The organism is Clostridium tertium, assembly GCF_017873245.1.
GTDB classification, from domain to species: Bacteria; Bacillota; Clostridia; order Clostridiales; family Clostridiaceae; genus Clostridium; species Clostridium tertium.
The window spans coordinates 70,361-86,169 of the sequence record NZ_JAGGJY010000004.1 but is presented as its reverse complement, the minus strand read 5'-3'; the positions used below and the strand labels follow the sequence as shown (position 1 = coordinate 86,169).

The following is a 15,809-nucleotide window of genomic DNA, read 5'->3' as shown; positions in this document are numbered from 1 at the left end:
TTTTAGCTGAGTTTTCTCCTTAATCTTTCACTTTTTCACTCATTCACTTTTCTAATTTTTATAAGGGGGTTTTTTATGAATATAATAGTAGGAAACGCATGGCCATATGCAAATGGACCATTACATTTAGGAAGAATAGCAGTATTGCTCCCAGGAGATATAATTGCTAGGTATCATAGACTTATGGGAGATGAAGTTGTATTTTTATCAGGAACAGATTGTCATGGTACGCCAGTAACTATGAAAGCAAAAGAAGAGGGAATAACTCCATTAGAGGCAACTATTAAATATCATGATGAGTTTAAGAGATGTTTTGATAGTCTAGGATTTTCCTTTGATGTTTTTGAGAAGACTCACTCTGATTATCATGAAGAAAAGGTTAAGAAATTTATCCTTGAATTATATAATAATGGGTATATATATGAAAAGGAAATAGAACAAACATATTGTGAAAATTGCCATGAATTTTTATCTGATAGGTATATAGAAGGAAAATGTCCACATTGCGGGGAAATAGTCTCAGGTGACCAATGTGAAAGCTGCTTGGAGATAATAGATTCAGAGGAACTTTTAGATAAAAGATGTAAGCTTTGTGGTAATGAAACAATATTAAAAGAAACAAAACATTTATTTTTTTCACTTTCAAGTTTTGAAAATGATGTTAGAAGACTTTTAATTAGGCAAAAGGGTTGGAGAGAAAATGCTCAAAAAATAGTAAAGAGATATTTAGATGAAGGATTAAGAGACAGGGCTGTGACAAGAGATTTTAATTGGGGAGTAGATGTTCCTTTAGAAGGATATGATGATAAAAAAATATTTGTTTGGATTGAAGCGGTAATGGGATATTTAACAGCTAGTATGAAGTGTTTAGAAGAAAGAAACGAAGATTGGAAAGAATATTGGCAGGGGGAAGACTCAAGAGTTTATTTTGTTCATGGTAAAGATAATATACCATTCCATACTGTAATATTTCCAGCTATATTAGCAGGTATTGGAATAAAGAATCCTAATTTGAGAGTTATATCAAGCGAATATATGAAGTTAGAAGGGAAAAATTTCTCGTCAGTTAAAAATTGGGCTATATGGGGTGACTATATAGTTGATAATTATGATGTTGATGAGTTTAGATATTATTTAGCGCTGAATTCTCCAGAAGTAAAGGATACTGATTTTACTTGGAGAGATTTTATAAATGTAGTAAATAGGGATTTAGTTAATTCATTAAGTAATTTTATTAATAAAACAATTGATTTTATAAATAAAAATTATGATTCTAAGATACCTAATGGAATTATATCAAATGATTTTAAAAATGAAATATTAAATCTATATTTTGATGTAGGAGATAATATAGAAGAAGGTAAGTTTAAAAATGCAATTTTAGATATTATGTCTTATGTCAAAAAAATGAATAAATATCTTGAAGATGAATTATTAAAGATAAAATTACAAAAGAGTAATAAGGAAATTAAAAATAAGATTTATGAGTGCGTTCAAGTAATTGCAAATTTATCTAACTTATTAGAACCATTTATGCCAGATACTTGCAAGAAGATAAGAAACTCTTTAGATTTAGAAGAGCCCATATGGAGCTATATAGAAAAGAAGAGTGAAGAAGTTTTATCATTAGAAATATTATTTAAAAAGCTTGATAAGAAAAGAGCCTTTGAAGAAGTTAAGAGGTTAAAGGAAGAAAGAAATTAATGATTTAAATGGAAAAACCCTAGATTAAATCACTTTGGGGAATAATTTAATCTAGGGACCATTAGATGGTTTTAGGGGTAAATAATAATGCTTTAACTACTTTACAGTTATTATAATACATTAATAATATGACAATAGTGTGACAAAAAAATAAATAAACTATGAATGCTTTATAAAGATCTTCTTATAATAAATAGATAAATTTAAAAATAAGGATAACTTTACATACTATTTAATATTTACAATTTTATCTATTAGTTGTATAGTAATTTTGTTAACAAAATATTAACTTTATATTAACAATTGAAATTATTTAAATTATAAGGAGAATAATTTATGGACAAGTTTGCTATTTTAACAGGTTTAATAGGTGGACTAGGTTTATTCTTATATGGCATGAAGCTTATGGGAGATGGTCTAGAAAATGCTGCAGGTGAAGGCCTAAAATCAATACTAGAAAAGTTAACGAGCAATAAGTACATAGGAGTTTTAGTGGGTGCATTGGTTACTGCAATAATACAGAGCTCAAGTGCAACAACGGTTATGGTTGTAAGCTTTGTAAATGCAGGATTAATGAACTTATTTCAAGCAACAGGAGTAATAATGGGAGCTAATATAGGTACAACTATTACAGCTCAAATGGTATCTTTTGATTTAGATGCAATTGCACCATTATTTATAGGCGCAGGTGCTATAATAATGCTTATAGCCAAGAAGAAAAGAGTTAGAGATATAGCAAGTATAGCTTTAGGATTTGGTATTTTATTTATGGGGATGGGCGTAATGTCAGATGCCATGAAACCAATAGCAGAGGCGAGTTGGTTTAAAGAATTTGTAATGGTAGTTGCAGATAATAGTATTTTAGGCTTAATAGCTGGTCTTGGTATGACAGCTGTTGTACAAAGCTCATCAGCGACAACTGGTATTTTGGTTGCTCTTGCAACAACTGGTGCAATAGATATGCGTTTAGCATTTCCTGTAATATTAGGTTGTAATATAGGAACTTGCGTAACAGCAATATTAGCGTCATTAGGAGCAAATAGAACTGCAAAGAAAGCTGCATTGATACACTTACTATTTAATTCAATAGGAGCATTAATTTTCTTACCATTTATAAATCCATTTATAAGATTAGTAGAATCAACTGATCCAACAAGTGTAGCAAGACAAGTTGCTAATGCTCATACTATATTTAATATTACAGTTACTGTATTATTATTACCGTTATCAGCATATTTAGTTAAAATAGTTAACAAGATTCTTCCAGGTGATACTGAAATAGAAAAAGAAGGAGCTATATATTTAGATAAGAATTTATTAGAAACTCCTATAGTAGCAAATGGACAAGTACTTAAAGAAACAATAAGAATGGCTACTAAAGCAAAAGAAAACTTAGAGTTAGCTATGAAGGCATTTACTGAAAATAGTACTGAATCAGCTGAAAAGGTATATAAAAATGAAAAAATAATAAATGCATTAGAAAAGGATATAACTGATTACTTAGTTGAACTTTCACAACTTGATTTACCAGAAGAAGACATAAAATTATTTAGTTCAACATATCATGTAATTAATGATATAGAGAGAATTGGGGATCATGCGGAGAATATAGCAGATCTAGCTGTAGAAAAAATGAATAAGAATATTCATCTTGGAGATAAAGCTAAAGAAGAATTATCACTAATATTTGATAAAACTGTTAAGGCTATTGAAGTTGCTATTAGTAGTTATAATAGTAAAAATCCAACAGCTCCAATGGAAATAGAGCAAATAGAAAATGAAATAGATAAGCTAGAAAAGAAATTTAGAGAAAATAATATAAAGAGATTAAATGAAAAATCATGTTCTGCAGCATCAAGTGTTATATTCTTAGATTTAATAAGTAATCTAGAGAGAATAGGTGACCATGCCAATAACATCGGAAATGCAGGGAAAAAACATAGTGTATAACAGTATATAAATAACATAAAAGAGTCTGCTTAGTTTTTTAGCAGACTCCTTTTTTGCCTACGGATAATATATATAAATAAAGATAAAATGTGTATTCTATCGTTTTTTGTAATATAATAATATTTATAATAATTTCAGAATGAATTGGAGGAATGGATATGGAAAATAAATATGTAATATTTGATACACATGCTCATTATGATGATGAAGCTTTTGATGAAGATAGAGAAAGTGTATTTAAACAAATTAAGGAAAATGGAGTTATAGGTATACTAAATTGTGCTTCTAGTTATGAAAGTATATCAAAAGCTAATAAATTGACTCTTGAAAATGATTTTATTTATGGAGCTTTAGGTATACATCCAGAAAATGCAAATGAATTTAATGACGATGTAGAAAAAGAAATTTTAGATTTAGTTGAGAAGAATAAAAAGATAATCGCTATTGGAGAAATTGGATTAGATTATTATTGGGACGAAAATCCATCAAAGGATATACAAAAGAAAGTTTTTAGACAACAAATGAAACTTGCAGAGAAACTAAATCTTCCTGTAGTAATACATGATAGAGAGGCACATGGAGACACTTTAGAAATTATTAAAGAATTTCCTAATGTAAAGGGAATAGTTCACTGCTTTTCAGGTAGTACTGAATTTGCTATGGAATGTATAAAACATGGATACTATATTGGAATAACAGGGGTAGTTACATTTAAAAATGCAAAAAAAATAGTAGAGGTGGTTAAGCATGTCCCACTAGAAAAATTACTAGTTGAGACAGATTGTCCATATATGGCCCCTGTACCAAATAGAGGAAAGAGGAACAAATCGGACTATATAGCTTATATAATAGAACAAATTGCTATAATAAAGGAATTGGACCCAAAAGAAGTTAATTTGGCTGTAAATGATAATTTTAAGAGGTTGATTGGAAATAATTTATAAAGTACAATAAAAAAGTAATAACTTCAAAAAATTACAAATTCATTATTTTGTTAACATACACGGAAAAGTCATATAAAGAACGTATCTACTTTTTGTAAAAGGCTGCAAAATTGCTATTATTTATAATTTATATTTTAAGTATGCATATGATGCATTTATACGCAGTTTCATTAATGCAGGAGGTCTTAATTTGACAAAAGCGTTCAATTCAATTATAATGCAAAAGACGCTCTTGCCAAAGGAGGTAAAGTAGATGGTAGAAAAATGGAAAGAATACATGAAAAATAATTTTTCTAACGGTCCAAAGGCAAAAATACTGATGGGTATAGCAGTATTTGCTATTATATTATCAGTGACGTTCATAAATATGAGAAAGACAGTAACAATGGAAATAGACGGTAAAGAAGAAACGTTTGTCACATATAAAGGGACTGTTAAAGATGTGTTGGATACAAACGGGGTAGAAGTTAACCCTAAAGACAAAGTTCAACCAGCTTTAAATAGTAAGGTATCTGAAGGAGATACAATTTCTATTAAGAGAGCTGTTTCAGTAGAACTTACTGTAGGAGATAAACAAGTAAAAATTGACACTGCAGAAGATACTATTGAGGAAATGCTAGAAGTAGAAGAAGAACTTAAGAATCAAGGCATTGAATTTAATGAAGGTTTAGACGAGATAACTCCTGCATTAAATACGAAAATTACATCGAATTTAAAAATTAACCTTGTTAAGGTTGAGGTGAAAAAAGAGTTAGCCAAGGAGGCTATTGATTTTGATGTAGTAGTTGAAACAGATGCAAACCTTGATAGTGGACTAGAAGAAGTTAGACAAGATGGAGCTTCAGGAGAAAAGGAAGTCACTTATGAAATAGTTTACAAAAATGGTGAAGAATTTTCTAGAGCTGTTAAAAGTTCCAAGGTAGTAGCAGAACCAGTTAATAAAGTAGTTGCACAAGGAACAAGAAAAACCTTTGCAAGTAGAGATGGTCAGCTATTAAATTATAAGAGCGTAATATATTGTGAGTCTACTGCATATAGTGGTGGTGGAGTTACAGCAACAGGGACTGTACCTGTTAGAGATCCAAATGGTATAAGTACTATAGCTGTTGATCCAAGAGTTATTCCTTTAGGAAGTTTAGTTTATGTAGAGGGATATGGAAGAGCTGTAGCTGCAGATACTGGTGGTGCTATAAAAGGAAATATCATAGATGTATATGTAAATTCTGAAGCAGAAGCATATAATAACTGGGGAAGAAAATATAACGTTCCTGTTTATATTTTAGCTTATCCAGGGGAATGGTAAAATAAGAGGGTGCTCTAAAGTTAGAGCATCCTTTTATTTTCTAATTAATTTGACATAATAAGAATATAAGGATAAATTATTACTTAGATGTAATAAATAAAGGATTTTTTTATTAACGGAAAGGAAGTTAATATTTTGATTAAAGAGGTTATTGTTGTTGAAGGTAGAGATGATATAACTGCTGTTAAGCAAGCTGTTGATGCTGAAGTTATAGCAGTTGGTGGATTTGGAATAAATGCTAGGGTTATAGAAAGAATAAAAGAGGCTCAAAAAAGAAAAGGTGTAATAGTTTTAACTGATCCTGATTTTGCAGGAGAAAAGATCAGAAGTATAATAGCTAAAAGAGTGAAGGGAATAAAGCATGCTTATATAGCCCAAGAGGATGGAATAAAAGGTGATGATATAGGCGTAGAAAATGCAATTCCAGAGGTGATTATAGAAGCTTTAAATAGGGCAAAAATATCAGAAGAGGTAGTTGATGAAGTATATACCTCTGAAGATATGTTCCATTTTAAACTTACAGGTGATATTGATTCGAAAAGAAGAAGAATAATCCTAGGAAAAGAACTAGGAATAGGATATGGAAATGCAAATCAGATGTTAAGTAGATTAAATAAATATTCTATAACAAAAGAGGAATTCATTAAGGCAATACAAAAAATAGAAGAAATTTTAGAGGTGAAAAATTAATGGAAATACAAGATATAAAAACGGCTGAGCTAGTTAAAAAATATAATTTTAAGTTTTCCAAAAGCTTAGGACAAAACTTTTTAATAGATGATTCAGTTCCAAGAGATATAGTTGCTGGTGCTGAAGTAGATGAAAATGACTTAGTAATAGAAATAGGACCAGGAGTTGGTACATTAACAGCTCAATTGTTAAATAAGGCTAAAAAAGTAGTAGCTATAGAATTAGATAATGATCTTATACCTATCTTGAATCAAGAAATAGGAAATAATCCTAAATTTACATTAATACATAAGGATGCTTTAAAGGTTAATTTTAATGAGATAATTGGAGAAGAAAAAAGTGTAAAGCTTGTTGCTAATTTACCTTATTATGTTACTACGCCTATAATAGTTAAATTATTAAAGGAAGGCTATAACTTTAAATCATTAACTATAATGATACAAAAGGAAGTTGCAGAAAGAATGAATGCAGATCCTGGGAACAAAGATTATGGTTCTCTTTCATTATTAGTTCAATATTACTGTAATACTAAAATAGTTAGAAGAGTACCACCTCAATGCTTCATACCAAGACCAAAGGTTGATTCTATAGTGATAAGATTAGATAAATTAAATGAGCCAAAAGTTAAAGTTGAAAATGAAAAATTATTTTTTGATATAATTAGAAATTCGTTTAATATGAGAAGAAAAACTCTTTGGAATGGTGTGAAAAATATCGGATTAAGTAAAGAAAACTTAGAATTAGCATTTAATGAGGCTAATATTGATCCAAAAAGAAGAGGCGAAACTTTAACTATTGAAGAGTTTGCGACTTTGTCAGATAAGATAAATCAATATTTAAGATAGATTTCGATTTAATATAGTAATTATTTTACTCGTGAGAAATTTGGTGTAATATCAAATAATCTCACGAGTTTTATTTTTAACATATTTAGATATGATATGCATATAATGTATTGAATTAATGTAAAGTGGAGGTTCTAGAGGTTTGTCACAATTAAATAAGTTGTATAGAAATTTTATTATTTTACAAGAAGACGAAAGAGGCTACTCTAATTCTAATGACAAAACCTTATCAGGATATTCAAAGATAGAAGCAAGAGGAGATACATGCAAAATTTCTTTCTATGCTCAAAATCTAAGGAATGATGATGATGATTATTGCATTTTAGCTATATGCAATAAGAAAGATACTAAGAAAATAGTAGACTTAGGTAAAATTACTATTTCCGATGGTGGAAAGGCAGAAATAACAAAGGAGTATTCTGTTGATGATATAGCAGGATTAGGAATATCTTATGATAAAGTATCAGGAGCTGCAATAGCTAAGATGAAGAATAAAGTTCCAATTATAATAATGTGCGGTTTCATAAATGGAGAACAACCAAGTGAAAATTGGAAAAATTACAAAATAGTAAAATCTGCTCATGAAAAAATAAAGGATAAGATTGAATATATTAAGAAAGATGAAAAAAAGAAAAAGGATGAAGATAAATACCATGAAAAGAAGAAGTGTGATGAAGAGAAACATCATGAAGATAAGAAGAAAGAAAAGAAATGTGATGAACATAGAGATGAAGATATTAGAGGTGAAAGACCTATTATTGAGGAAATTGATAGTATTGATCCTATAAATATAGAAGACGAAAAGCATTTAGAAGAATCAGAAGAAGTTGTAGAAGAGCCTACTAATTTAGTAGAGATTGTTAGCGCAGATAATCCATTTATTAATCAACAGGTTGAAGAAAACCCATTTGCAAATAAAACTGAGGATATTGATTATTACGGAATGAATTCATTAAACAGAGATGGTAATCATGATAGTATTGATGAAGAGGAGATTATTAACGAAGATAATCAATTTACTGAGCAAGAGATTGGAGAAAATCAAGTTGAAAGTAAAGAAGAAAACATTAATCAATATGAAATGGATTCATTAAACAGGGGCAATAAGAAGAATAAATTTGATGAATACGAAGAGAAGATAGATGAAAAAATAGAAGATAATATAGAAGAGGAGCCGAAGGTATTTACAATAAGAGGAAGTGTTGGAGAATACTTTGAGGGAATTGCCAATGGATTTGAACACTGCAGAGGGGAATATCAAGAAATAAAATATTGTAAGTGGTATAAAGTACCTGTTCATGATTTGCATGAAATGTGTAATATGTCAAATTATAATAGATATACAGTAGCATATTATCCAATGCTTAATTACTATCCATATATAAGAAAGTATGGACACTTTATGCTTGGATATAAATGTGATAAAGATGGAAATCTAAGGTATATAGTTTATGGTATTCCAGGAAAGAAAAATAGAGATGAGCAACCTTATGAAGGAAAGACTGGATTTGTAACTTGGATTAATGATGAAACTAGGGATGGAATGGGATGCTGGTTGATGTTCTATGATTTCAGAAATTCAACTGTTGTAGTACCTATGCAATAGAGTGCTATAGCAGGGTGTACTTATAAATCCTGATGAGTATATTAAATGAATAAGAAAAAAATCTATATAATAACCCTAATGGTATTCCTAATGTTTCTTATAGTCTGTATGAAGAATCTATTTATAAATGATATAAGAAAAGTTGCAATTTCAAATAATAATATAGAAGAATTTGATGTTTATTTGTTGAGAGAGGGGAAATATAAAATTTCACTACCAATAGGGTGGGAAATAGACGATAATTCCAATAGTTATATAAATATTAATTTTACTGATGGGAAAGATATTCATGGAAATATATCTATTACAAATGATGAAATAGAATCTATTTGTAATGATATAACAATAAATAAAGATGATATAAAAATAGTAGAGGATAATAGTACTTGGTATATTATAAATAAAAAAGAGGACGATACTATAAATAAATATTATCTTAGAAATTACTCAGAGGGAAAAGTTCTTATGATTAAATATTCCTATATAAAAGGAAAAGAAAAAAATAGCATAAATGTTGTCTTGGATAATATATCAAAGAGTTTTCAATAATCATTTAATAAGATTTGCTATTAAAGAATTAAAGTATTATAATTTATTTATAGTTAGGAGAAGCTAATGCTTCTCCTAACTATAAGTTATTGTAGGGATACTATTGACTTTTTAATAGAGGGGAAGGATATAATTGAAAAAGCCAATAAAAAGTATAATTACTATATTAGTGATAATTCTGTCATTTAGCTTAACATCTTGTGGGATGATAGATAATATAAAAAGTAAATTTAAAAGCGATAACGGTTATTTTGATTACTTAGGAAGTGGAAAAGTAGAGGTTATAAGTATTCAAAGTGTCAGAGATAAGTCATTTAAGTTTCTTGTAACTGATGATAAAGCTATATTAAACATGTATAACCTTTTATCAAAGGCAAAGGTTAGTGAAAAAAAATCAGATTTACAGCCAGACTACATATTTGAAATAAAAGTTGGTGATGAAGTTAAGACTTTTAATTATGTAGTTGGGGCATATGATGGAAACTTTTATAACGATGATATTAGTTTTACGGTCTCTAAAAGATTGGATGAAGGGATTCTTCAAAATTTATCAATAATTAGAAAGCCTAGAGATTTTGAATACATATATTATAATTCTATATTAGATGTTATGAATCTTCAAAAAGAGGTTCTTAATGATGGAAATAATAAGATTGGAATTGACGTGCAAGAAGATGTAGATTGTCTAAAATATATATTTTCTTCTGATATAGAGGATTTTCTCACAAGAGCGAGAAATATTACACCTAATGTAGAGATGGTAAATAACAATCAAAATGATTTTGATATTGTTATAAACATCAAAAATAGGGGACATAATTCAACTATATATAAGAGTAATATAACAGTGCAAGATAAGAAAAACAACATAGAGTATTATTACTATGTAGTCGGGGAAAATGAATTTAAGGAATGGAATATTTCTATTTATACTAAAGATAATATTCCAAAAGAAGTAGAGAAAAACTGGTAGGAGGTAAGTATTATGTCAGGTTGTTCAACTTGTCCAAGTAAAAATAAATGTAGCTCAAAGGATACTGTTGGAGCACAAGGTTGTGGTAAGCTATTACCTAAGTATGGTGAAATAAAGAATGTAATTGGAATAATAAGCGGTAAAGGTGGAGTAGGTAAATCTACAGTTACTGGGATATTAGCAAGTACATTAAGAAAAAAAGGATATAAAGTCGGCGTTTTAGATGCTGATATAACAGGTCCTTCAATGCCAAGATTTTTTGGTATAAGTAATAAAAGAGCAGTTATTGAACCTATTGATGAAAATAATTTTAAATATAATCCAGTAGAATCAAAGGGTGGAGTAAAAGTACTATCAATGAATCTACTAATACCAAAGGAAGATGATCCAGTTGTTTGGAGAGGTCCTATAGTAACAAGTGTTTTAACTCAACTGTTTACTGATACAGTATGGGGAGAGTTAGATTATTTATTAATAGATATGCCACCAGGTACATCAGATATAACTTTAACAGTAATGCAAAGCTTCCCTATTACAGAGCTTATTATTGTTTCAACCCCACAAGATATGGTATCTATGATAGTTAAAAAGGTAATAACAATGGCAAATAAGATGCCTTTACCAATAAGAGGTGTTGTAGAAAATATGTCTTATATAAATTGTCCAGGTTGTGATACCAAGATGAGAGTGTTTAGTAAAAAATCAGCAGAAGAGCATGCTGAATATTTAGGTGTACCTTTAATTGGAGAACTTCCAATAAATGTGGATTTAACTGAAGCTTTAGAAGAAGGAATAGCAGAGGAATATGTAATAAATAATGATTTATATTCATTAATTTTTGAAGGTTTGTATTAGTAAGAAATACATAAAATATATATTCATGGGTAAAATAGTAATGATATTAATAAAGAAAGGAAGATTACAATATGGAAGCTCATGTAGATAAAGATACTTGTATTGGATGTGGATTATGTACATCAATTTGTGAATCAATTTTCGAAATGGATGATGATGGAAAGGCAGTGGCAAAAAATCCTGATGTTCCTAGTGAATTAGAAGATGAAGCTAAGGATGCAGAAGCTAGTTGTCCAGTAAATGCAATAAGCGTATCATAATAAAAAGATGCTTGAATATCAAGCATCTTTTTATTATTAAAAAAAATCTACTATTTTATCTTGAGTCAATTTAGGTTTATTACTAGTGCTGCAGCTTAAATTATTAGAGTCAAGATTAACTACAGCACCAACGCTTAAATAATCACTTACTTGAGTAAGTGGAACTTTAACAACAGTATCATCTTCTAAAGCTACAAAAGCTTCAAAGTAATTATAATCAATAATTTTACCTTTCAAAATAACACCACCTAAAAATTTATAATGTTATTTTGTGCAAAATTAAAAAATATAATACAAAAAGGTAACTATTTATAAAGGTCCTTATAAATTATTTTAAATACCTTTAATGCCTCTTCTATCTTAGGCTTTAAAAGATGTTTTCTAGATTCATATTCCTCTATTCCTTTTTGAGTTAAGGAATAAACTTTTTGAAATTTCTTTTTAGGATCATCCCATTCACCAATTATATATTCATCTTTTTCTAATTTCTTTAGTAAAGGATAAATACCACCAGTACTAGGAATCCAAAGTCCGTTTGTACGTTCACCTATTTTATTTGCAATATCATATCCATTTGAAGGAGCAATACTAAGTATATGAAGAACATATATAGGTAATAGACCTTTAGTAAATACTTGACCAACAGATTCTTTTTCTTTTTGAATCTTTTTTAATTCTGAAAGTTTTCTTTTGTATTCTTCATGGAGTCTTTTTTCTTCCTCTTTTATATCTTCTATACTGCTTAGGTGAAGGTTGTAATTATCCATATTAATAAACCTTTTGAATTGCTAGGCCAAGTAACCCGGGTCCTCCATGTACTCCTAAAGCAGGGCTTATTTGGGATATATCAAGACTAACTATATTTTTTAAGCCTTTCAGAGATTCCATGAAATTTTTTGCTTCTTCTAAAGCTCCACCTTGAAGTACCCAAACTTTACAAGGTCCTAAAGCAAGTTCATCATTTAATATATTTGTAAGCTTTAATATTGATTGTTTTCTTCCTCTAGCTTTACATACAGTATAGTAGACACCTTCTTCATCAACAGTTACAATAGGCTTTAGATTCAACATTTCTCCTATTGTACCAGATATCTTACCTATTCTTCCGCCTCTTTTTAAGTATTCTAATGTGTTTATAGTAAAGTATCCAGTAATATTTCTTCTTATTTTTGGAATTTCAGATACTATTTCCTCAAATGTTTTTCCATCATTAATTAAATTAGCAACCTCTAATGCAACAAGGCCCTCAGGCATAGCTAAAATTTTAGTATCAAATACATAAGATATTAGCTGAGGATGATCCTCTAGTGCTAATCTTATTGAGTTAAATGTTCCTGATAGGCCGCTAGAAATAGTTATAGCAATAACATGAGTATAGCCTTCATTTTCTAATGAAACTAAAATTTCTTCCATATTTTCTGCACTAGGTAAAGATGTTTTAGGAACTTCTTTTTCTAGGTTATCGTAAATTTCGTCAGCAGATATATCTATCTTATCTCTATATTCTTTATGAGAGTAAGCAATTCTAAGTGGAAGTAAATGAATATTTTTTTCCTTAAGTGTCTCAAGAGATAAATCACACGCACTATCAACTATTAATGCTATTTTTTGCATAAAAATCCTCCTAATATAAAATAATTTAATATAATTCTATAATCTCAAAATCTTAAAAATCTATACATTTTTATTATATCATAGCAAATTTATATATCAATACTGATACTTAAAAACTATATCAATAGTGATATAGTTTTGTTGAGAGAAATTTTTATTTGTCAACTTTATATAATCATAAAAAGAAGTAAATATAGAAGAAAACACCATATATTAAAAGTAAATCTATTGAAATCTAATTATATTACAATTTGAAATGAATATTTTTAGAGCGTATAATGAATACTATAATTAATACAATATATTGTGTAACGGGGGTAGTGTAAGTGCTATATGTAGTAAAAAGAGATGGGAGAGAAGTTTCCTTCAATTCAGTTAAAATAGCTACGGCAATAAGAAAAGCAGGAGATGAAATAGGGGAAAGGCTTAAAGAAGTTGAATTATTAGATATTGTAAAAAAGGTAATAAATTATATAGAAGAAACAGGTAATGAAAAAATAACGGTTGAAGAAATTCAAAATTTAGTTGAAAAATCTTTGATTGATAGTAATTATAAAAATATTAAAACTGCATATTCAAGTTATAGAAAAGAAAGAACTAAGGTTAGAGAAATAAAATCAGACTTAATGAGAGCAATCGAAAAAATAGGTATAGAAACTGATAGAGATAATGCTAATGTTGGAAATAACTTTAGCTCTAAATTGTTAAGAATAGCATCAGAGTCTAATAAGTGGCATAACTTATCTATGATGCCAAAGCATTTAGCGAAAGCACATGAAAATGGAGATTTATATTATCATGATTTAGATAGTTATAACTTGACTATTAACTGTTTACACATACCAACAAAAGAAATATTAGAACAAGGATTTAATACAGGTTATGGAACTATTAAAATTCCTAAAAGGATAGAGACAGCAGCAGAACTTTCGTGTATATTACTTCAGTCAAGTCAAAATGATATGTTTGGAGGACAATCACATCCGGATTTTGATAATGATATGGCTATATTTGTTGATCCTACAAGAAAAGAAATAAGATTGGAATTGGAAGAACTCGGATTAGATAAAGATAGAATACAAAAGTTAACAGAAGAAAGATTAAAAAAGAAGATACATCAAGCAATGCAAGGTGTTGTTTATAATTTGAATACAATGCATTCTAGGGCAGGCTCACAAGTTCCTTTTAGTTCTATAAATTTAGGTATACCAAACTCTGGAGATGCAGCATTAATATGTGAAATATTTTTATTAGAATATGAAAAGGGATTAGGTAAGGGAGAACAACCTATATTTCCTAATATAATATTTAGAGTTAAAGAAGGAGTAAATAGAGAACCAGAAGATAAATATCATTATTTATATCAATTAGCATGTAGAGTTGCAGCTAAGAGAATGAACCCTACATTTATGAATATAGATGCTGATTTTAATAAAGAGTATTATGATATGGGATATATGCCTGCGACTATGGGATGTAGAACTTATTTAATGAAGAATATTAATGGAGAGCCAGGATGTAAAGGTAGAGGTAATATTGCTCCTGTAACAATTAATTTACCTAGAATAGGAATTCAAGCAAATGGAAGTATTGATGATTTCTTCGATATTTTAGATAAAAGATTAAATTTAGCAAAGGAGTCATTACTTCATAGATATAATGTATTGAAGAAACTTAAGGTTAAGGATTTACCTTTTGTTGCTGGTCAAGGGTTACTTAAGGGATCAGAAGGCCTATCTCAAGAGGATTCAATAGAGCCTATATTGAAGCAAGGGACTTGGGGAATAGGATTTATTGGTTTGGCTGAAACTTTAATTGCTTTAACTGGTCATCATCATGGAGAAAATGATGATGCAAGAAAGTTAGGATTTAAGATTATTAGTTATATAAGAAGTTTTATTGATAGAGTAACAGAAGAAACAAAGCTAAATTGGAGTTGTTATGCTACACCTGCAGAAGGACTTTCTGGCAAATTTATAAAGAAAGATAAAAAATCCTTTGGAATTATTAAAGGTGTAACAGATAAGGATTATTATACTAATAGCTTCCATATACCTGTCAAATATCCTATATCCATAAAAGATAAAATTGATATAGAAGCCCCTTATCACAAATTATGTAATGCTGGACATATAAGTTATATAGAGGTAGATGATCGTCCATCAGGAGAATCAATAATGGATATATTAAATTATGCATATAAAAGCACAAATATAAGTTACTTAGGAATAAACTTTCATATAAGATATTGCAAGAGTTGCGGAAAGTATTTAAATAGTAGTGAGAGAAAGTGTCCGGATTGTGGAAGTGAGGATATTCAAGGGGTTTCAAGAGTAACTGGATATTTAAGCCTTGACGAAAGATTTGGACCAGGTAAGTTTGAAGAGAGAGCAGATAGAATATCTCATTCTGGAAGTCAACAAAATAACTATAAAGTTTTATAGAAAGTTATAAATATAAAAATAAAAGTAGGGTTATTTTAAATCCTACTTTTTTGCGCAAGTAAATAAATGCAA

15 protein-coding genes are annotated in these 15,809 nt (G+C 29.0%); 12 read left to right on the top strand and 3 right to left on the bottom strand.

Features of this window, described 5'->3' with window-relative positions:
• Positions 1-75 precede the first annotated feature (75 nt).
• From metG to J2Z25_RS06720, 11 genes are all read left to right on the top strand, one after another.
• A complete protein-coding gene (gene metG / locus J2Z25_RS06770; RefSeq protein WP_008681516.1) occupies positions 76-1,704 on the top strand; it encodes a methionine--tRNA ligase in 1,629 nt (542 codons plus the stop codon).
• Between the two features lie 336 nt (positions 1,705-2,040).
• Complete coding sequence (locus tag J2Z25_RS06765) at positions 2,041-3,654, top strand: Na/Pi cotransporter family protein (protein WP_008681517.1); 1,614 nt, start codon at positions 2,041-2,043, stop codon at positions 3,652-3,654.
• A 158-nt stretch (positions 3,655-3,812) separates the two neighbouring features.
• Entirely contained in the window at positions 3,813-4,598 is a 786-nt protein-coding gene (locus J2Z25_RS06760; protein WP_142419228.1) for a TatD family hydrolase, read from the top strand.
• A gap of 253 nt (positions 4,599-4,851) precedes the next feature.
• Positions 4,852-5,901 (top strand): resuscitation-promoting factor, encoded by a 1,050-nt coding sequence (locus tag J2Z25_RS06755; protein WP_209739271.1) that lies wholly within the window; start codon positions 4,852-4,854, stop codon positions 5,899-5,901.
• A gap of 135 nt (positions 5,902-6,036) precedes the next feature.
• Positions 6,037-6,591, top strand: a complete 555-nt coding sequence (gene rnmV, locus J2Z25_RS06750) for a ribonuclease M5 (protein WP_209739269.1) — start codon at positions 6,037-6,039, stop codon at positions 6,589-6,591.
• Positions 6,591-7,436, top strand: a complete 846-nt coding sequence (gene rsmA, locus J2Z25_RS06745) for a 16S rRNA (adenine(1518)-N(6)/adenine(1519)-N(6))-dimethyltransferase RsmA (RefSeq protein ID WP_209739267.1) — start codon at positions 6,591-6,593, stop codon at positions 7,434-7,436. Before rnmV ends, rsmA begins: the two co-directional genes overlap by 1 nt.
• Positions 7,437-7,578: 142 nt before the next feature.
• Positions 7,579-9,042, top strand: a complete 1,464-nt coding sequence (locus J2Z25_RS06740) for a hypothetical protein (protein WP_209739266.1) — start codon at positions 7,579-7,581, stop codon at positions 9,040-9,042.
• A gap of 108 nt (positions 9,043-9,150) precedes the next feature.
• Positions 9,151-9,591, top strand: a complete 441-nt coding sequence (locus J2Z25_RS06735) for a hypothetical protein (protein WP_245173134.1) — start codon at positions 9,151-9,153, stop codon at positions 9,589-9,591.
• Between the two features lie 133 nt (positions 9,592-9,724).
• Positions 9,725-10,564 (top strand): YhfM domain-containing protein, encoded by an 840-nt coding sequence (locus tag J2Z25_RS06730; protein WP_008681533.1) that lies wholly within the window; start codon positions 9,725-9,727, stop codon positions 10,562-10,564.
• Positions 10,565-10,576: 12 nt separating this feature from the next.
• Positions 10,577-11,419, top strand: a complete 843-nt coding sequence (locus J2Z25_RS06725) for an Mrp/NBP35 family ATP-binding protein (protein ID WP_008681534.1) — start codon at positions 10,577-10,579, stop codon at positions 11,417-11,419.
• Positions 11,420-11,490: 71 nt separating this feature from the next.
• On the top strand, positions 11,491-11,679 hold the full coding sequence (locus J2Z25_RS06720; protein WP_008681536.1) for a ferredoxin: 189 nt from the start codon (positions 11,491-11,493) through the stop codon (positions 11,677-11,679).
• A gap of 36 nt (positions 11,680-11,715) precedes the next feature.
• On the opposite strand, the gene J2Z25_RS06715 is transcribed toward J2Z25_RS06720, so the two are convergent.
• The 3 genes from J2Z25_RS06715 to J2Z25_RS06705 all read right to left on the bottom strand — a co-directional run bounded on the left by J2Z25_RS06715 (position 11,716) and on the right by J2Z25_RS06705 (position 13,293).
• Positions 11,716-11,916 carry a hypothetical protein gene (locus J2Z25_RS06715; RefSeq protein WP_008681537.1) on the bottom strand — a complete coding sequence of 67 codons (201 nt, stop codon included), beginning with the start codon at positions 11,914-11,916 and terminating at the stop codon, positions 11,716-11,718.
• Positions 11,917-11,984: 68 nt separating this feature from the next.
• Positions 11,985-12,446 (bottom strand): PadR family transcriptional regulator, encoded by a 462-nt coding sequence (locus J2Z25_RS06710; protein ID WP_008681539.1) that lies wholly within the window; start codon positions 12,444-12,446, stop codon positions 11,985-11,987.
• 1 nt (position 12,447) lies between these two features.
• Positions 12,448-13,293 carry a DegV family protein gene (locus tag J2Z25_RS06705; protein ID WP_209739262.1) on the bottom strand — a complete coding sequence of 282 codons (846 nt, stop codon included), beginning with the start codon at positions 13,291-13,293 and terminating at the stop codon, positions 12,448-12,450.
• A 326-nt stretch (positions 13,294-13,619) separates the two neighbouring features.
• Between J2Z25_RS06705 and nrdD the strand changes: the two genes are divergently transcribed.
• Entirely contained in the window at positions 13,620-15,737 is a 2,118-nt protein-coding gene (gene nrdD / locus J2Z25_RS06700) for an anaerobic ribonucleoside-triphosphate reductase (protein ID WP_209739260.1), read from the top strand.
• The last annotated feature ends 72 nt before the right edge of the window (positions 15,738-15,809 follow it).